The following is an 18,033-nucleotide window of genomic DNA, read 5'->3' as shown; positions in this document are numbered from 1 at the left end:
CGGGTCCCCTTGGTGCCCTTACGCGGCGAGGCCCACCGGAGTCTTCCTGAACTCCACAAAACCGGGCAACGCTTCGATGCGCCGCAGCCAGGCATTGACATTCGGGTAACCGGAGAGGTCGACGTTGCCCTCCGGCGCACGCGCGATGTAGCTATACAGCGCGACGTCCGCGATGGTCGGATGCGCGCCGACAATAAACTCGCCCCCGCTCAGTTCCTGCTCGACGATGCTGAGAATGCCGTGGGCACGGCCGATGACTTCCTCCGCATTGCGCGCCGCGCCGAACACCGTGATCAGGCGCGCTGCTGCCGGCCCGTAGGCGATTTCCCCGGCGGCCACTGAGAGCCAGCGCTGGATCGCCGCTTCTGCGGCCGGCGTCTGCGGCAGCCAGTCCGTCTGGTTCAGCTTGCCGGCGAGGTACACGAGAATCGCGTTCGAATCCGCCACCACGGTAGCGCCGTCCACCAGCACCGGGACCTGGCCGAAACGGTTCAGCTTGAGAAATTCCGGTGACTTGTGCGCGCCCTTCATCAGATCGACCTCGATGAGTTCATGTTCGACGCCGAGCAGCGACAGGAACAGGCGGGCGCGATGCGAGTGGCCGGACAGCGGGTGGTAATAGAGCTTCATGGCGATCTTCCTGGGTTGGCGGTGTGGCGGGAAATCCGAACCACTGGAACGAAGTCTAGGGAGGCCAGCCGCTTTCCAGAATACATCGCGAGGTCAAATCACTATTCTCGTAACGAGAACAGTGCTGGCCCCTGAGCCATACTCAGCCCGGGCGCCGCGCTTTCTTGCGCCAAATGCCGGTTTTCCAACATACCGAAAGCTTACAGTCGCTCATCCTGATGACTCGGGTAGCGGCAGGAGAGGGTTATGTCGGTATATGTCGATGAAGGGTTCAGGCCCTGTGTCACGGAATGCGCGACCGTTGCATTCCGGGTGTGTTTCGACGATCGGGTGACGGTCTTCGAGGTCAGCGCCGAGGCACTGATAACCTATTGTGGCGCCGCGAGCAAACGGCGCAGTGACCTCCTCGTTGCGTTCGAAGACGCGCAGATGGAGATTCTCAAGGTGGTGGAATGCAAATGGCCGTTCAAACAGAGCGAGCCCGTGCGGTTGGGACTCGACGAATTCCGAATGGTCAGACATTAGCTGTGACAGAATCACCTCCATGACCTGGATCGCCGCCCTGCCGATGTACAACGTGACGCCCGCGCTCGCCACCGCGTGGCGCGAGTGGCTGGACGACGTCTTGCGCATGGCCAAGCCGGCGTGCCGCGTCGTCGAACCCGACGAGGAATTGCATGGCTTCTGGCGGCGCCCCAATGTCCTGCTCTCGCAAACCTGCGGCTATCCGTTGATGCATGGTTTGCATGAGCAGGTGCAGGTGATCGCCACGCCGCGCTTCGATGCGCCGGGCTGCGACGGCGCGGATTATTCGAGTGTGCTGGTCACACGGGCCGCGGCGCCGTTCGACTCGCTTGCGGCGTGCCGTGGCGCCCGCGCCGCCTACAATCAGGACGATTCGAACAGCGGCATGAATGTGTTTCGCCACGCGGTGGCGCCGCTTGCGCGCGACCGCGCGTTTTTCAGCGCGGTCCTGCGCACCGGTTCACATCTTGGATCGTTGCGGGCGGTGGCCGACGATCGCGCGGATGTCGCCGCCATCGACTGCGTGACATTTGCGTTTGTCTGCGATGAATTGCCGGAACTGGCGCAAAAGCTCAGGCAAATCGGCGTGACGGCGGCGTCGCCGGGTTTGCCTTTGATCGCCTCCAATAACGTACCGCCCGCGACCATCGAAACGCTGCGCGAGGCGCTGAACGAAGCGCACCTGGCCCAGCCCGAGCGCGCGAAACGCCTGCGTTTGAAGGGCTTTTCCGCGTTGCCGCTCACCGAGTACGAACGGATCGAGCGACTCGAAAACGAAGCGCGTGCGTTAGGTTATGCGCGCCTCGTTTGAGTCTCGCGTTGGCCTGGCGTAGGCCTCGTTCAGGGTTCGTTTGGGCCTCGTTCAGGGTTCGTTTGGGCCTCGCTCAGGGTTCGCTCAGGGTTCGCTCAGGGTTCGCTTAAGCCGCGCACCTCAGCCCACATTCAGCACGAGCAGTTGCGCCCCATCGGCGACCTGATCGCCGACTGCATACAGCACTTCCACTACCGTGCCAGCCGCCGGTGCGCCGATCGTGTGCTCCATCTTCATCGCCTCCATCACGATCAGCGGCGTGCCCTTCTCCACCACCGTCCCCGGTTCGACCAGCACGGCGATCACCTTGCCCGGCATCGGCGCGGTCAAACGGCCTTCGCCGCCTTCGGCGTCCGCGGCATGCGCGAGCAGGTTTTGCCACTCGAACGCCAGCGCCTCGCCGAGACAGAACACGTAGAACGTATCGCCGTCGATGAAAACGCGGCCTGTCACCCGTGCATCGCCGATCGTCGCACGGTATTCATGCCGCTCCGTGCCGTCCGACCAGCTGAAGTCATCACGCACGCCATCATGCTCGAGCGTTTGCGTGCCGCCGTCGCGGGCGAACGTGACGGTGAAGGTGTTGTCGTTGCCGCTATCGCTGCCGTCGCCGATCGTGCGCCAGCCGAGCGTCTGCGTATAGCCGCTGTTCAGACGCCAGTGCGACAGCGCGTCCCACGGCGACGCGCCGTGCGCAGTGCCGCCTTCGCGCGTCAGCAATGCGGCGCAGGCGAGCGCCAGCGCTTCCTTGAACGGCTTCTTCACCGGCGCGAACAAGGTGTCGTGATGACGCTCGATCAAACCCGTATCGAGATCGCCGGTCGCGAACGGTTCGCTCGTGACAATGCGTTGCAGGAACTCGACGTTGGTATGCGGACCCACCACTTCGCAGGCCCGCAGCGCGCGATCCAGACGCGCCAGCGCCTCTTCACGCGTCGCGCCGTGGACGATCAGCTTGGCGATCATCGGATCGTAGAAGGGCGTGATGGTGTCGCCTTCGCGCACGCCGCTGTCGATACGCACCGGCGCTTTGCTGCCCTCGCCCAGGCCGGCCGCGCCGATGGTGAATTCGACGCCTTCGGGCATGCGCAGATGCTTCAACGTACCCGTGGACGGCAGGAAGCCGCGTGCCGGATGCTCGGCGTAAATCCGCGCTTCGATCGCGTGGCCGTCGATTTTCAGTTGCTCTTGCGTGAGCGGCAGCGGTTGGTCCGCGGCGACGCGCAGTTGCCATTCCACCAGGTCCTGCCCGGTCACCATTTCCGTGACCGGATGCTCGACCTGCAGGCGCGTGTTCATCTCCATGAAATAGAAATTACCCGTGCCGGTCATGATGAACTCGACCGTGCCCGCCCCTACGTAATTCACCGCACGCGCGGCGGCCACGGCCGCTTCGCCCATCTCACGTTTGATGTCCGCGGACAAACCCGGCGCCGGCGCCTCTTCCAGCACTTTCTGGTGACGCCGCTGCACCGAGCAATCGCGGTCGAACAGATACACCGCGCCGTCATGACGGTCCGCGAACACCTGCACTTCCACGTGACGCGGCCGCGTCAGATACTTTTCGATCAGCACGCGGTCGTTGCCGAAACTGCTGGCGGCTTCCCGTTTGCACGAGGCCAGCGCCGCCGCGAAGTCTTCAGTGCGCTCCACCACGCGCATGCCTTTGCCGCCGCCGCCCGCGCTTGCCTTCAGCAAGACCGGATAGCCGATCGCATCCGCTTCGCGATGCAGCAACTGCGGATCCTGATCGTCGCCGTGATAACCCGGCACGAGCGGCACGGCGGCCGCATGCATCAGCGCCTTCGCGGCTGCCTTCGAGCCCATGGCGGCGATCGCTTCGACCGGCGGTCCGATGAAGACGATGCCGGCCGCTTCGCAGGCCTGCGCGAAGTCTTCGTTTTCCGACAGAAAGCCATAGCCCGGATGCACCGCTTGCGCGCCGGTGGCACGCGCGGCTTCGATAATGCGCTCGAAGCGCAGATAACTTTCCGCCGCGGTCGATCCGCCGATATGCACGGCCTCGTCGCACGCGGCCACGTGTTTCGCGTTGGCATCCGCGTCGGAATACACGGCCACGCTCGCGATACCGAGCCGCTTGCAGGTCGCGGCGACGCGGCACGCAATCTCGCCGCGGTTCGCAATCAGGATCTTGTTGAACATGAGGTGTCTCGGTGATTGTCCCGTTCGGGGCTGTGTGGTTCGTGAAGGCGAGCATGCGCCCTGGAATGGATGCCTGCGTGGCACATCAATTGGCAGCTCAATTGGCAGATCAATTGGCGCTTCAATCGCGCCAGGACGGGCTGCGCTTTTCGAGGAACGAAGCGACGCCTTCACGGCCTTCCGCACCGGCGCGGGTGCGCGCGATGCGCGCCGCCGTGTCCTCGATCATGGCCTCGTTCAGCTCGTGGCCGGCGATGTCCTGCACCAGTTGCTTGCACGCACGCACCGCTTGCGGGCCGTTCGCGCATAGCGTTTCAGCGATCTGCTGCACGGTGGCGTCGAGTTGCTCCACGCTCACCGCTTCGCTGACGAGGCCGAGGCGCAACGCCGTTGCGCAATCGAACTGCTCGGCGCTCGTGAAGTAGCGGCGCGACGCCTGCTCGCCCAACGCACGGATCACATAGGGCGCGATAGTGGCCGGGATCAGACCGAGACGCGCTTCCGAAAGGCAAAAACGCGCGCTCTCCACCGCGACGACGATATCGCACGCCGAGATCAAGCCCATGCCGCCCGCGTACGCGTCGCCATTCACGCGCGCGATCACAGGCTTGTTGCAGCGATAGATCGCCGACAGCATGTTCGCCAGCAGCATCGCGTCGGCGCGGTTCTCGTCGTCCGAGTAGCCGGCCATCTTCTTCATCCAGTTCAGATCGGCGCCCGCGCAGAACGCCTTGCCGTTCGCGGCCAGCACCACCGCGCGCACGTCGTCGCGCGTGTTCATGCCCGTGAAGGCCGAAGTCACTTCGGCGATCATCGTTTCGTTGAACGCGTTGCGCACCTCCGGCCGATTCAGCGTGACCGTGGCGATCCGACCAGCAAAAGCGACATTCAGCGTTTCGTATTGCATCGTTGCAGCTCCTCGCTCGTAGCGCTCCGTCACATTCTGAACACGCCGAAACGCGTGTCTTCGATTGGCGCGTTCATCGTGGCCGACAGGCCGAGACCGAGCACGTCGCGCGTTTGCGCCGGATCGATCACGCCGTCGTCCCACAAGCGCGCGCTCGCGTAGTACGGGTGGCCCTGATGCTCGTACTGGTCGCGGATCGGTTGCTTGAACGCCTCTTCCTCTTCGGCGCTCCACGAACCGCCCTTGCCTTCGATGCCGTCGCGCTTGACCGTGGCCAGCACCGAGGCAGCCTGCTCGCCGCCCATCACCGAAATGCGCGCGTTCGGCCACATCCACAGGAAGCGCGGCGAATACGCGCGGCCGCACATGCCATAGTTACCGGCCCCGAACGAGCCGCCGATGATCACCGTGAACTTCGGCACCTTCGCCGTTGCCACGGCTGTCACCATCTTCGCGCCGTTGCGCGCGATGCCTTCGTTCTCGTATTTGCGGCCGACCATGAAGCCCGTGATGTTCTGCAGGAACACGAGCGGAATCTTGCGCTGACAGCACAGTTCGATGAAGTGCGCGCCCTTGAGCGCCGACTCCGAAAACAGAATGCCGTTGTTCGCGATGATGCCGACCGGATGTCCCCAGATATGCGCGAAGCCGCAGACGAGCGTGGTGCCGTAGCGCGCTTTGAATTCGTCGAAAGCGGAATCGTCGACGATGCGCGCGATCACCTCGCGGATATCGAACGGCTTGCGCGTATCGACGGGGATCACACCGTACATGCTCTTCACGTCGTAGCGCGGCGGCTTCGGTTCCTGCAGCGCCACCGGCACCTGCTTCGTGCGATTCAGATTGCCGACGATGCTGCGCGCGATCCCCAACGCATGCGCGTCGTTCTGTGCCAGATGATCGACCACGCCGGAGAGCCGCGTATGCACGTCGCCGCCGCCGAGGTCTTCCGCGCTCACCACTTCACCGGTGGCGGCTTTGACGAGCGGCGGACCGCCGAGAAAAATCGTCCCCTGATTCTTGACGATGATCGACTCATCGCTCATGGCCGGCACATACGCGCCGCCTGCCGTGCACGAACCCATCACGACGGCGATTTGCGGAATGCCTGCCGCGGACAGATTCGCCTGGTTGAAGAAGATCCGGCCGAAGTGGTCGCGATCGGGGAACACGTCGTCCTGATTCGGCAGGTTGGCGCCGCCGGAGTCGACCAGGTACACGCACGGCAGATGGTTTTCCGCGGCGATTTCCTGCGCGCGGACGTGCTTCTTCACGGTGACGGGATAGTAGGTCCCGCCTTTGACTGTCGCGTCATTGCAGACGATCACGCACTCCTGCCCCGCGATTCGGCCAATGCCGGTGATCACGCCCGCGCCGGGCGCATCGTTGTGATACATGCCAAAGGCCGCAAGTTGCGAGAACTCGAGAAACGGCGTGCCCGGATCGAGCAGTTTCTCGATGCGCTCGCGCGGCAGCAGCTTGCCGCGGCCCGTGTGCTTGTCGCGCGCTGCCTGGCCGCCGCCTAGCGCGAGTTTTTCGACCTTCGCGCGAAGATCGGCGACCAGCACTTCGAGCGCTGCCGCATTGGTGCGGAAGTCGTCCGAGCGCGGATTCAGCTTTGATTCGATGATCGGCATTGTTTGGGTTCTCCTCTGTCGACCAGAGTTAGCGTGTCGACCAGAGTTAGCGCTTCAGCGCTTACTCTGGTCCCATGCAACGTAGTTGCCTCGCCGCCTTTTGTAGGCTTGCGTCGCAGTACTCTCGCTCAGGCCGTCTCAGCGAACAGTTCGCGGCCAATCAGCATGCGGCGGATTTCGCTGGTACCCGCGCCAATTTCATAGAGCTTCGCATCGCGCCACAAACGGCCGACCGGATACTCGTTGATATAGCCGTTACCGCCGAGAATCTGGATCGCCTCGCCGGCCATCCACGTCGCTTTTTCTGCGGTGTAGAGAATCACGCCCGCGCAGTCCTTGCGCATCTGGCGCACGTGTTCCGTGCCGAGCGTATCGAGTTGCCGGCCCACTGCGTACAGATACGCGCGACACGCTTGCAGCGTGGTGTACAAATCAGCGACCTTGCCTTGAATCAGCTGGAATTCACCGATCGACTGACCGAACTGTTTGCGGTCGTGGATATACGGCACGACTGCGTCCATGACCGCGACCATGATGCCGGTCGGGCCACCGGCAAGCACGGCGCGTTCGTAATCGAGGCCGCTCATCAGCACCTTCACGCCGCCGTTCAGCTGGCCGAGAATATTTTCTTCCGGCACTTCCACGTTCTCGAACACCAGTTCACCGGTATGCGAACCGCGCATACCAAGTTTGTCGAGCTTCTGCGCGACCGAGAAGCCCTTCATACCCTTCTCGACGATAAACGCGGTGATGCCGCGCGAATTCGCTTCGAGATCGGTTTTTGCATAGACGACCAGCGTGTCGCAATCCGGGCCGTTGGTGATCCACATTTTCGTGCCGTTCAGCACATAGTGATCGCCCTTCTTGTCGGCACGCAGTTTCATGCTGACGACGTCGGAGCCCGCGTTCGGCTCGCTCATGGCGAGTGCGCCGACGTGTTCGCCCGAGACCAGCTTGGGCAGATATTTTTCTTTTTGCGCGGCCGTGCCGTTGCGATGAATCTGGTTGACGCATAGATTCGAGTGGGCGCCGTACGAGAGCCCGACCGATGCCGAGGCGCGCGAGATTTCTTCCATCGCGATCATGTGGGCCGTGTAGCCCATATTCGCGCCGCCGTATTCCTCCGAGACCGTCATGCCGAGCACGCCCAGATCGCCGAACTTGCGCCACAGGTCCATGGGGAACTGATCCGTTCGATCGATTTCCGCGGCACGCGGGGCGATTTCCTTGGCAGCGAATCCGGCGATGCTGTCACGCAGCATTTCGATTTCTTCGCCGAGCGGAAATTGCAAACCGGGCAGGTTGCTCATTGCTGTGTCTCCAGAGTTCGTTGGCGAGCCGGCCGCCTGGGTGAGCGCCGGCTAGTCTGAGTGCGGCTCAGCGGACGCGGACGGCCTGGTGGGCCGCCTCACCACCCCGCACGAGGCGCGAAACGTTCAAGACGCATTTCACGCTAGATTTACGTAAGCGTCAATAAGTATTTTTGAGTATCACTCAGAAATCGCATTGGGGTCTTAGAGGCTGTCATATCGTGCTAGGATCGCTGTCATCGGGGTTATTGACCTTACGAAACTGAACTGGACTCATATGACGGTTGTCTTGAAGGCTGAGTTACCTGCCTCGCGCCGCCAGCCGGCTGGGCGCAAGTCGCAGCAGCGCGTGAAGGAGATCTTGCAGGCGGGGCGCGACGTGTTTTCGGAGAAGGGTTACGAGCGCGCGACGACGGCGGAGATTGCGCAGCGCCTGGGTATTTCCGAGGCGACCGTGTTCAGCTATTTCCGTGGCAAGCGCGAGTTATGCGCGCGGGTGATTGGCGACTGGTACGACGAGATCATTGAAGCGATCGAGTCCGGGTTGCCGCGCGATGGCAATGTGCGGCAGCAGTTTGCTTTTATTGTGCGCACGCATTTGCGGTTGATGCTGGTCAATGGCACTGACCTGTGCGCTTTGGTGTTGTCCGAGGGCCGGACTCGGCATCATGAGTTGAGCGAGGCGCTGACAGAGTTGCAGCGGCGCTATACGGCGCCGTTGATGCGGGTGTTGGCGCGGGGCCAGGAGACAGGGCAGATTCGGGGTGATATGCCTTTACGGCTGTTACGGTCAATGGTGTTTGGGCCAATGGAGCATGTGCTGTGGGACGCTACGCTGGCTAATCGGCATATCGATATTGACGCTACCGCGGATCAGTTGATCGATGTGCTGTGGGCGGCGTTGATGCCGCCGGATTTGGCGGTGAATGCTTTGCAACAGTTCAGGGTCGAGGTGGATGAGGCTAATCGGCGGTTTGAGGAGGCAGTTAAGGGGGCGCCTGGCGGTGAATAGTGGGTTTGGTTTTTTTGCCTGTTCGGCGGTTGGTCGGTTGTCCTGTTTGCCTACGGTGTTGGCCTTTCCTTGACCTGGCTTTTTGGCCTTTCCTTGAATTGATATTGGATTATTAGCGTTGCCCCTGTGCGGGGCGGCACTTACTTTCTTTGCCGCCGCAAAGAAAGATAAGCAAAGAAAGCGGCTCAACCCGCCAGCGCATAAGCGGGTCCCCCGCACAGTTCCGGTAGTGGCGCATCTGGAATCAGTGCCCTCGCACATTCAGCGCTGGTGACCAGGCACTCATACTTCCCGCCTCGCACTGCGTGCTCGCCGGAAGGGTTCATCGCGAACCCACGGTTTCCTTCGCGTGATGGGGATCAGCGGTTCCGCTCCGAACCCGTAGCAGTCATCTCCTTCTCTTCGCAACGCCGTCATACTTCCGACAACGCTGCGCGCGCCGAAAGGTACCTCGCAAACCGGTCGCTGCGTTTTCACACGCGCGTTTATGTTCACTACCGTGGCCCGCATCAAATCGTCACGGCTCGTGCTACCGCTAGCGCGATTGCCCACCTCCGCAACCGTGACGCGCCCGTTTAGTTTGGTCCGCGTTTGCCACACTAATTCTTTGCCACGTTCATTCGCTTGCGGCTTCGTCACAAGTTACTTGAGCGTCTCGCCGAGGCGAAGCCGATGGCCCCTATCATGCGTCAACGAAACCGTGGGTTTTCGATGAACCCTTCCGGCGAGCACGCAGTGCGAGGCGGGAAGTATGACGCCCTTGTCACCGGAGCCGAATGTGCGAGAACACAGATTCCAGATGCACCACTACCCTCACTGTGCGGGGGACCCGCTTAAGAATTAGCGGGGTGAGCGGCTTTCTTTGCTTATCTTTCTTTGCCGCGGCAAAGAAAGTAAGTGCCGCCCCGCACAGGGGCGACGCTAATAGACCAATAACAATTCAAGGAAAGGCCAAAAAAACCAGATCAACTAAAGACCAACGCCGTAGTCAACCAGAAAACAAGCGCCGAACAGGCAACCAGATCAAGCAAATCGCATCGCCGTAGGCAAACAGACAACAAACGCCGCCGCAGGCCCAAACCCCATTTCATTCAAATGCGCTAATCTATCTCTCCGGCGAAGCCACCAAAAAAGCCACCCAATGGGACCCAGAATGCCATCAACGAAACCCGGCAAAATCCGAATCGGCATAGGCGGCTGGACCTACGCGCCGTGGCGAGGCACGTTTTACCCATCAGACCTCACGCAAAGCCGTGAACTCCAACACGCGAGTAAAAACCTCACATCGATCGAAATCAACGGCACCTTCTACGGCCTGCAAAAGCCGTCCAGCTACGAAAAGTGGTATCAGGAAACCCCCGAAGATTTCGTCTTCTCCCTAAAAGCCCCACGCTACGCAACCAACAGAAAAATCCTCGCAGACGCCAACGAAACCATCGAACGCTTCTTCGCCAGCGGCGTACTGCTGCTAAAGCAAAAGCTCGGCCCGATCAACTGGCAATTCGCACCCACCAAAAAATTCGACCCCGAAGACTTCGAGGCCTTCCTGAAACTGCTGCCCGCCAGCATCGAAGGCCAAAAACTCAAACACGCAATCGAAGTCCGCAACGACACCTTCAAAACACCCGAATTCATCGCGCTAGCCAGAAAATACAAAGTCGCCATCGTCTTGGCAGCCGACAGCGAGTACCCACAAATCGCCGACATCACCGCGCCGTTCGTCTACGCCCGCATCATGGGGACAAGCGACAAACAGGCCAAAGGCTATTCGACCAAAGCCCTCGATGCGTGGGCCGAACGCGCCCGCCAACTCGCCACAGGCACGACGCCGGACGACCTCGACACCTCGGCCGCAGCCCCCGCGAAAACCACGCCGCGCGATGTCTACCTCTATGTCATCAGCGGCTTCAAGGAACGCAATCCGGCTGCCGCCATGGCGCTGATCAAACGCCTCGAATAACTGTCATCCGGCCCGCCCGCGCGAGTGTCATAATCCCGGCAGCTAACCAACGCACCGACAAGCGGAACAGCGGCAGGTCCACGTCGCTACCCTTCAGGCCAGGCAGCACCAGCATTCATGCACTCACGCATTCACACCGTGAGGCCACCCCAACATCCAAGGTCCGGGAGAATATTTTGAGCGCCATCGACAATCCTTTGCACGATCAGGAAGTCGGCTCAGCCGACGCCACCCAGGACACCACGCGCATCGACGACGTTCGTATCGGCGCGGTACGTCCGCTGATTTCCCCTGCCCTGCTGCAGGACGAATTGCCCGTGCCGCCCGCGGTGCAGACGCTCGTCGAGAAAACCCGCGCGGAAATCGCCGACATTCTGCACGGCCGCGACGACCGGCTCGTGATGATCGTCGGGCCATGTTCGATCCACGACCACGACCAGGCGATCGACTACGCGCACAAACTCAAGGTCGCGGCACAGACCTACAAGAACGATCTGCTGATCGTGATGCGGGTCTACTTCGAAAAGCCGCGCACCACGGTCGGCTGGAAAGGCTATATCAACGACCCGCGTCTGGACGGCAGCTTCCGTATCAACGAGGGCTTGCGTCTCGCACGGCAACTGCTGCTCGACATCAACGGTCTCGGTCTGCCCACGGCCACCGAATTTCTCGACTTGCTCAGTCCGCAATACATCGCGGATCTGATCGCGTGGGGCGCGATCGGCGCGCGCACGACGGAGAGCCAGAGTCACCGGCAACTCGCATCGGGGCTGAGCTGCCCGATCGGCTTCAAGAACGGCACGGACGGCGGGGTGCAAATCGCCGCGGACGCGATCGTCGCAGCGCGCGCGAGCCATGCGTTCATGGGGATGACCAAGATGGGGATGGCGGCGATCTTCGAGACGCGCGGCAATGACGACGCACACGTCATCTTGCGGGGCGGCAAACAAGGCCCGAACTACGACAGTGCATCCGTCGAAGCAACCTGTGCGGCGCTCAAATCGGCCGGACTGCGCGAGCAGGTCATGATCGACTGTTCACATGCGAACTCAGGCAAATCCCATTTGCGTCAACTGGAGGTGGTGCAGGATCTGGCGCAGCAACTCGCGCAGCGCGAACGCCGCATTATCGGCGTCATGCTGGAAAGTCATCTGGAAGAAGGCCGTCAGGATCTGAAGGCCGGGGCGCCGCTGCGTTACGGCGTATCGATTACGGACGCCTGCGTGAGCTGGGCGCAAACCGAACCGGTGCTGGAAACACTCGCCGAAGCGACCCGGAAACGACGCGCGGGCTGAACTCACGAACGGTTGCCAACGCGGCCTGCACGAACTCGCGCAACCAATAACCGAAATCAACGGCCGGCAGGCGAGCGTGCATGACGCAGAAGCAGAAGCAGAAGCAAAAGCAAACAGCGGCGGCATCAACGCCAACGTGCATCAACGCACGCTACACGCGCCGCACCAACCACCAATCAAACATTCTTACCAGGGTTGGGCAGCGCGTGATTCCTCACACCCGAGGCATCGGACGCCGCGCGCATTGGTCGCGCGCGTGGATGCTCCGGCGCGAGGCGCGTTGCATTACGACGCGTTGACGGCTTCCTTGAACGCCTTGCCGGCGGTGAACTTCACCGTCTTGGCAGCAGCGATCTGGATCTCGGCACCGGTCGACGGATTGCGGCCCACGCGAGCTGCGCGCGCGCCGGTCGAGAAAGAACCGAAACCGACCAGTTGCACCGTATCACCACCCACCACGGCTTTAGTCACCGCTTCGACGATAGCGTCGATAGTCTGGCCGGTGGCCGCTTTGCTTTCGCCCGTCGCTGCGGCGACTGCATCAATCAGTTCCTGTTTGTTCATAGCACTTCCCGTATGGTAATCATGGAACCGGCGCCACATCTGTTGCGCCGGGACCGACACACTAACGCATAGGCGCGTATTCACGCAAACCTTGGGTGTAAGCCTTGTATCACCCGCCCAGCGGCAATTTGACGATTTTTTGTGCCAAAGTGCCATAAGAATCGCGCGCTTACGCGTTTCTCCCGTATTACGGCGCTTCGCGGCTTATCACAATCCGTTGCAATTTCAGTGTGTTAGCGGCGGCAAACCGGTTGCAGTCAGGCTTTTTTACTATCTTATGGTGGATCGGAAAATTGGTTATTCACCATTGCGCCGCGCTCAGCAATTAAAGAATTCAAGGAACATAAAACAATGAAAATTCTCCATATTGCAACATGCAGCATGCTCTTCGCCTGGTCTTGCGCAGCTATGGCGGCGGCCGACACGCCCTGCGCAACGCTGGTCGGCACGGCAAATTCGGCCACGCCGCAGAGCTTTCTGGTGCGCGACGGCGAACCGGTCGACCTCGTCAGCGGCGCGAAAACCGTGCACGGAAAGCTGCGGGTTTTCGGCGATGGCGGCGTCTATCGCGCTTACTGGCAACCGGAAAACAGCGCGGAAAAATATGTGCTGGCCAATGCCGGCGAGAATAGCGTTCGGCTCGTTTCGACGCCTCCACAAGGTACACCGGCCCAAAACGGCGCACCGGGGACGACACTCGCACCACAAAGGGTGCTGTCGTGCCCGGCACTATAGGACGGGGGGCGCTCGCAGGCCGCTGGCGCGCCCAGGGAGGACTATCTCCGTAGGCGAGGCCGAAGAAGCCACACCGCGCTTCCACATGCCTGCATCAGACCGCTAGAAGTCCCCACGCGGCATAAATGACCTATCGGCAACCCTGAAAGGGCGTATTTACCGCCCGGCATTGACGCACGTCGTATTTTTCTCGTGATCGCTCAAGGTCTCATCGACGCTGCCGATATACCAAGCGTAGGTCGGCTGCGTGTTCTGCCCCATGCATCTGCGAGCGGTCGCCCTGCTTCCGCCATCCATCGTCATCCTAAGCATGATCAAGCCGGGCGGGCTCCGTATTCCAGCTTCGGATACCAGTCGGTGCCGCGGCCGCCGGGTGTCTTGTCGAGCACCAGCCAGAGCGGCATCAAGTCCGGCGCGCCGCGCGGATCCTGGCCCGGGTCCGCTGTCGACGGCCCCATCTCCTCGGCCCAGAAGTGCCGCACCGTGCCGCCTGAGCGCGTGAACACGTTCAAGGCGGGATAATCGTCGCCGTCCGGTTCTTCGGCGGCGTAGTCGCGGTTGAAGGTGTTGCCACCCGACGAGTACAGCAGCAGATGCCGCCAGCCGCGCTCCTTTTTAAACGCCACGAGCTTCTCGATCGGCGAGCGGCCGATCACCGCAAACGCCACGCGCTGCAATATGTCGGGCGTTTCGCCGTCGTATGCACTCAAAAGCGAGGTGCACATCGGACAGGGCCGCGCGCGCTGCGGGCCGAACATCCAGTTGTACGTGACGAGGGTATCGTGCGTGCCGAACATTTCCGAAAGCGTCACCGGCCCCGCTTCGCTCTCGAAGCGATAGTCCTGCGGCACGAGGCCGCCGGGCGGCAGCGCACGGCGCTGAGCAGCCACACGCTCGATATGGCGGCGCAATTCGATCTCCTCAGCCAGCAGATCGTTGCGCGCGCTGCGATATGCCGCGCTTTCACCGGGAAACCGGCTAGGTGATTCGGCCAGCAGCCGGGCCGGTTTCAGCGTTTGTGCGGATGGGTCTACGTCAGTCATCAACCACCTCCATTTGCGGGAAAGATAAGGGCGCATAGCGGCATCGCGTAGCGCAACCGTGAGCGCTTTTTTGCCCCTATATAGCCACGACGAGCAGCGTGACGGCAAATCGACAACACTCGTGGATTTTTTTGCGAGCCGTCTGCCACAGCATTCGAGCGCTTCGCTCGATACGCATGACGTGCCGATGTCCCGCGAACGACACGCGAACGAGCCATGGAAAAGCTGCGCACGAACCGCAAGCGAAACGCCGACACCGATCGAAACCTCATTGCAAGGTATCCTTCCCCGAAACAGCATGCGCGCATCGGCGCGCGATCACACGTCACGGCGCCCGCCGCGCCGCCTCTGGGGATGCACCATGCCGCTTCGTCTGCCACCCCTGCCCGCGCTGCGCTTCTTCGAGGCCGCCGGCAGGCATCAGAGTTTCAAGCTCGCCGCCGCCGAACTGAACGTCACGCCGAGTGCGATCAGTCACGGCATTGTCGGTCTGGAGCAGTCACTGGGCGTCGAACTGTTCGTCCGCGAGCCGCGTGGAATTTCGCTCACGGTAACGGGTGCCGACTATCTGTCGTATGTATCCGAAGCCTTTTCGCTCATCGCAATCGGCACGCAACGCCTGCCGAACCACCGCGTGAATCGCCCGATCGCGCTGAGTTGCGCGCCCACGCTCGCCTCTCGCTGGCTGCTGCCGCGCCTCGCCGCTTTTCGCACGCGCTGGCCGGATGCCAACGTCACCGTCGATACGTCGCACCGTCAGGTCGGTTTTCCCGTCGACGGTTTCGATTTCGCGATTCGGCTGAGCCGCGCACCGGTCGCCGGAACCGCCTGGACGCGTCTGTTCGGCGAACGCCTGGTGCCGGTGTGCAGCCCTGCTTATCTGGCGAATCTGCGCGATGCACACGGCAACCTCGATCTGCGTCGCGCGATGCTCATTCATGTGAACTCGGCGAGTGTGGACTGGCAGGCGTGGCTCGAAGGGGTCGCCCTGGACGAAGTCGCCCTCGACGGTATCGACTTGAACGACGGCCTGCGCGTCGACACGATTCAGCTAGCGTTCGAAGCCGCGAGCATGGGCCTCGGCGTCGCGCTCGGCAGACGGCCGCTGGTGGACCGCGATCTCGCCAGCGGCGCGCTCGTCGAAGCCTGCCCACAAACGGTCGTCTCTTCCACCGCCTACTGGCTGGTGTGCGCGCCAAACGCGGATAGCGCGGAGCATCGCCCGGAACTCTCCGACTTCAAGCAATGGCTGCTCAGCGAGGCGGCACCGTTCGAGAATTCGTCCGATGACCCCAACGCGATAGCACGCCGCGCCAACCACTGAACCCCGCATTCAACCCCACAGGTGAGCCACGCTCACCTGTCGTCAAAATCTTTTCTTTTGCCGCTTCTGACGCTCGCTGCGACCATGGTGTCCAAGGAGATCAGAACATGTCCACCACCGATAGCAAACGCTTCGCCTTCCCGGTCAATCAGACCATGGTCGTGGTTGTCGCCGGCGCGCTGATTCTGAGCGCCGCGATGGGGATCCGGCAGACCTTCGGCCTCTTTATCGGGCCGTTCTCGTTCGACCGCGGCCTGCCCGTCACGCTGATCGCTTTTGCCATCGCGCTGCACAACCTGGTGTGGGGCTTCGCGCAGCCGTTCGCCGGTGCCGCCGCGGACCGCTACGGCTCGGCGCCGGTGGTCGCATTTGGTGCGACGACCTTCGCAGCGGGTCTGGGCGTCGCGGCGGTGGCGCCGTCGGGCCCGATGCTGATCGTCGGCATGGGTCTGCTGGTCGGCATCGGCGTGAGTTGCACGACCTTCGGCGTGGTGTTGCCGGCGGTCGGCCGCATCGCCTCCCCGGAAAAACGCAGCATGGCGATGGGGCTTGTCAGCGCCGGCGGCTCGGCGGGACAGGTGCTGATGATCCCGCTCGCGCAGAGCATTCGGCTCCACTCGGGCATCGCCGCGTCGCTCTTCGTGCTGGCCTTCCTGATGCTGCTGATCGCGCCGCTCGGCATCGTGCTCGACCGGCGCGCGGGGGTCGGCATGCAGGTCGGGCAAACGCCCGCCGTGCCGCTTCGCAAGGTCTTCGCTCAGGCAGCCCGGCATCGCGGATATCGGCTTCTGACGCTAGGTTTTTTCACCTGTGGGTTTCAACTCGCGTTCATCGCCACCCATCTGCCTGAATATCTGACGCTCTGCCATATGCCTATCGGGTTGGGCGCTACGGCGCTTGCGTTGATCGGCCTGTTCAACATGGTAGGCAGTTGGGGATGCGGCTGGCTCGGCGGACGGTTCCGGCAGCATCACGTGCTCGGCTGGCTTTACCTGATTCGAAGCGTGACGATCGGCGCCTTCTTCCTGCTGCCGAAGACCTCCGCTTCCGTCGTCATCTTCGCGGCCGTGATGGGGCTGACCTGGCTCGGCACCGTGCCGTTGACGAGCGGGCTTGTGGCGAAGGTGTTCGGCACGCGGCACCTCGGCAGTCTGTTTGGAGTCTGCTTTCTTAGCCATCAGATCGGCTCGTTTCTCGGTGCGTGGCTCGGCGGGCTGGTGTTCGATCTGACCGGTTCGTATTCGCTGCTGTGGGAAGCAACCGTCGCCGCCGGACTCATCGCCGCGATGCTGCATTTTCCGATCGATGACAAGGCGGTCAGCTCGCCTGTGATGCGATCCGAACCGGTGGGCGCTTGAGCGCTTGAGCCCTTGAGCGCTTGAGGGCTCGCAAGCACGCATCCGCACCCTCGCGCGCCGCGAGTCCCCAGCCCGCTCGCTGCTCCGATGCTATTTTCGCGGCGCATCCGCCGCCGCTTTCGGTACACGCCCCATCAAATAGAACTCGTCATTCGGACGCATCGAAATGACGTTGGCCATCCGGTTCGACAAGCCGAAAAATGCCGTGATGGCGGCGATATCCCATACGTCTTCATCCGAAAAGCCGTGCTCGCGCAGGGTCTGAAAATCGACATCGTCAACCGTGCCGGATTCGCGGCAGACCTTCAGCGCGAAATCGAGCATCGCCTTCTGGCGCGCCGTGAGATCCGCCTTGCGATGATTGACGGCCACCTGATCCGCAAGCAACGGCGCCTTTTCGTAAATACGTAGAATCGCGCCGTGCGCGACCACGCAATACAGGCACTGATTCACCGCGCTCGTGGCGACGACGATCATCTCGCGCTCGCCTTTGGTCAAGCCGCCCTCTTTCAACATCAACGCGTCGTGATATGCAAAAAAGGCGCGGAATTCATCCGGACGGTGCGCCAGCGTCAGGAATACGTTCGGCACAAAGCCGGCCTTCTGCTGGACCTCGAGAATGCGGGCGCTGATGTCGTCCGGCCATTCGCTCGGCTCAGGCACGGGATAGCGGCTGATCGGCTGAAGGTTTGCCATGTGGTGTCTCCGTTATGTCTGTATGTGCGCTTCGATTGTAGCAATGCAGGCTTTTAGCCCGCC

16 protein-coding genes are annotated in these 18,033 nt (G+C 62.0%); 8 read left to right on the top strand and 8 right to left on the bottom strand.

Going from position 1 to position 18,033, the window contains the following annotated elements; genetic code table 11:
• Nucleotides 1-18: 18 nt before the first annotated feature.
• The gene (locus PQR53_RS05115) at nt 19-630 is read right to left on the bottom strand and encodes a glutathione S-transferase family protein (protein WP_408451492.1); all 612 of its coding nucleotides are present in this window, start codon (nt 628-630) and stop codon (nt 19-21) included.
• 246 nt (nt 631-876) lie between these two features.
• Here PQR53_RS05115 and PQR53_RS05110 point away from each other — a divergent pair, with 246 nt between their 5' ends.
• A complete protein-coding gene (locus PQR53_RS05110; RefSeq protein ID WP_408451491.1) occupies nt 877-1,155 on the top strand; it encodes a hypothetical protein in 279 nt (92 codons plus the stop codon).
• A 19-nt stretch (nt 1,156-1,174) separates the two neighbouring features.
• Nucleotides 1,175-1,966 (top strand): phosphate/phosphite/phosphonate ABC transporter substrate-binding protein, encoded by a 792-nt coding sequence (locus PQR53_RS05105; RefSeq protein ID WP_408451490.1) that lies wholly within the window; start codon nt 1,175-1,177, stop codon nt 1,964-1,966.
• Nucleotides 1,967-2,086: 120 nt separating this feature from the next.
• Here the strand turns inward: PQR53_RS05105 and PQR53_RS05100 are convergent, their stop codons facing one another.
• From PQR53_RS05100 to PQR53_RS05085, 4 genes are all read right to left on the bottom strand, one after another.
• Nucleotides 2,087-4,129 carry an acetyl/propionyl/methylcrotonyl-CoA carboxylase subunit alpha gene (locus PQR53_RS05100; protein WP_408451489.1) on the bottom strand — a complete coding sequence of 681 codons (2,043 nt, stop codon included), beginning with the start codon at nt 4,127-4,129 and terminating at the stop codon, nt 2,087-2,089.
• Nucleotides 4,130-4,250: 121 nt separating this feature from the next.
• Nucleotides 4,251-5,036 carry an enoyl-CoA hydratase/isomerase family protein gene (locus PQR53_RS05095; protein WP_408451488.1) on the bottom strand — a complete coding sequence of 262 codons (786 nt, stop codon included), beginning with the start codon at nt 5,034-5,036 and terminating at the stop codon, nt 4,251-4,253.
• Nucleotides 5,037-5,065: 29 nt separating this feature from the next.
• Complete coding sequence (locus PQR53_RS05090) at nt 5,066-6,673, bottom strand: carboxyl transferase domain-containing protein (protein WP_408451487.1); 1,608 nt, start codon at nt 6,671-6,673, stop codon at nt 5,066-5,068.
• A gap of 128 nt (nt 6,674-6,801) precedes the next feature.
• Entirely contained in the window at nt 6,802-7,983 is a 1,182-nt protein-coding gene (locus PQR53_RS05085) for an isovaleryl-CoA dehydrogenase (protein ID WP_408451486.1), read from the bottom strand.
• A gap of 277 nt (nt 7,984-8,260) precedes the next feature.
• Here PQR53_RS05085 and PQR53_RS05080 point away from each other — a divergent pair, with 277 nt between their 5' ends.
• The 3 genes from PQR53_RS05080 to PQR53_RS05070 all read left to right on the top strand — a co-directional run bounded on the left by PQR53_RS05080 (nt 8,261) and on the right by PQR53_RS05070 (nt 12,250).
• The gene (locus tag PQR53_RS05080; RefSeq protein WP_408451485.1) at nt 8,261-8,995 is read left to right on the top strand and encodes a TetR/AcrR family transcriptional regulator; all 735 of its coding nucleotides are present in this window, start codon (nt 8,261-8,263) and stop codon (nt 8,993-8,995) included.
• Between the two features lie 1,153 nt (nt 8,996-10,148).
• A complete protein-coding gene (locus PQR53_RS05075; protein ID WP_408451484.1) occupies nt 10,149-10,955 on the top strand; it encodes a DUF72 domain-containing protein in 807 nt (268 codons plus the stop codon).
• Between the two features lie 176 nt (nt 10,956-11,131).
• Entirely contained in the window at nt 11,132-12,250 is a 1,119-nt protein-coding gene (locus tag PQR53_RS05070) for a 3-deoxy-7-phosphoheptulonate synthase (RefSeq protein WP_408451483.1), read from the top strand.
• 285 nt (nt 12,251-12,535) lie between these two features.
• Here PQR53_RS05070 and PQR53_RS05065 read toward each other — a convergent pair whose 3' ends face one another.
• Entirely contained in the window at nt 12,536-12,814 is a 279-nt protein-coding gene (locus PQR53_RS05065; RefSeq protein WP_006049832.1) for an HU family DNA-binding protein, read from the bottom strand.
• 351 nt (nt 12,815-13,165) lie between these two features.
• Here PQR53_RS05065 and PQR53_RS05060 point away from each other — a divergent pair, with 351 nt between their 5' ends.
• Nucleotides 13,166-13,549 carry a hypothetical protein gene (locus PQR53_RS05060; protein ID WP_408451482.1) on the top strand — a complete coding sequence of 128 codons (384 nt, stop codon included), beginning with the start codon at nt 13,166-13,168 and terminating at the stop codon, nt 13,547-13,549.
• Nucleotides 13,550-13,863: 314 nt separating this feature from the next.
• Here the strand turns inward: PQR53_RS05060 and PQR53_RS05055 are convergent, their stop codons facing one another.
• Nucleotides 13,864-14,592, bottom strand: a complete 729-nt coding sequence (locus PQR53_RS05055) for a DUF899 family protein (protein WP_408451481.1) — start codon at nt 14,590-14,592, stop codon at nt 13,864-13,866.
• Nucleotides 14,593-14,953: 361 nt separating this feature from the next.
• On the opposite strand from PQR53_RS05055, the gene PQR53_RS05050 reads away from it, so the two are divergent.
• Both PQR53_RS05050 and PQR53_RS05045 read left to right on the top strand, forming a co-directional pair.
• Nucleotides 14,954-15,916, top strand: a complete 963-nt coding sequence (locus tag PQR53_RS05050; protein WP_408451480.1) for a LysR substrate-binding domain-containing protein — start codon at nt 14,954-14,956, stop codon at nt 15,914-15,916.
• A 107-nt stretch (nt 15,917-16,023) separates the two neighbouring features.
• Nucleotides 16,024-17,274: an MFS transporter gene (locus tag PQR53_RS05045; RefSeq protein ID WP_408451479.1), complete on the top strand. Its 1,251-nt coding sequence runs from the start codon at nt 16,024-16,026 to the stop codon at nt 17,272-17,274.
• A gap of 90 nt (nt 17,275-17,364) precedes the next feature.
• On the opposite strand, the gene PQR53_RS05040 is transcribed toward PQR53_RS05045, so the two are convergent.
• Nucleotides 17,365-17,970: a peroxidase-related enzyme gene (locus PQR53_RS05040; protein WP_408451478.1), complete on the bottom strand. Its 606-nt coding sequence runs from the start codon at nt 17,968-17,970 to the stop codon at nt 17,365-17,367.
• Nucleotides 17,971-18,033 lie beyond the last annotated feature (63 nt).

Origin of the sequence: Paraburkholderia fungorum, from assembly GCF_046027605.1 — a bacterium.
In the GTDB taxonomy this organism is placed as follows: domain Bacteria; phylum Pseudomonadota; class Gammaproteobacteria; order Burkholderiales; family Burkholderiaceae; genus Paraburkholderia; species Paraburkholderia fungorum_F.
Note: the sequence above shows the minus strand (reverse complement) of the source record. Positions and strands in the feature narration are given on the sequence as shown.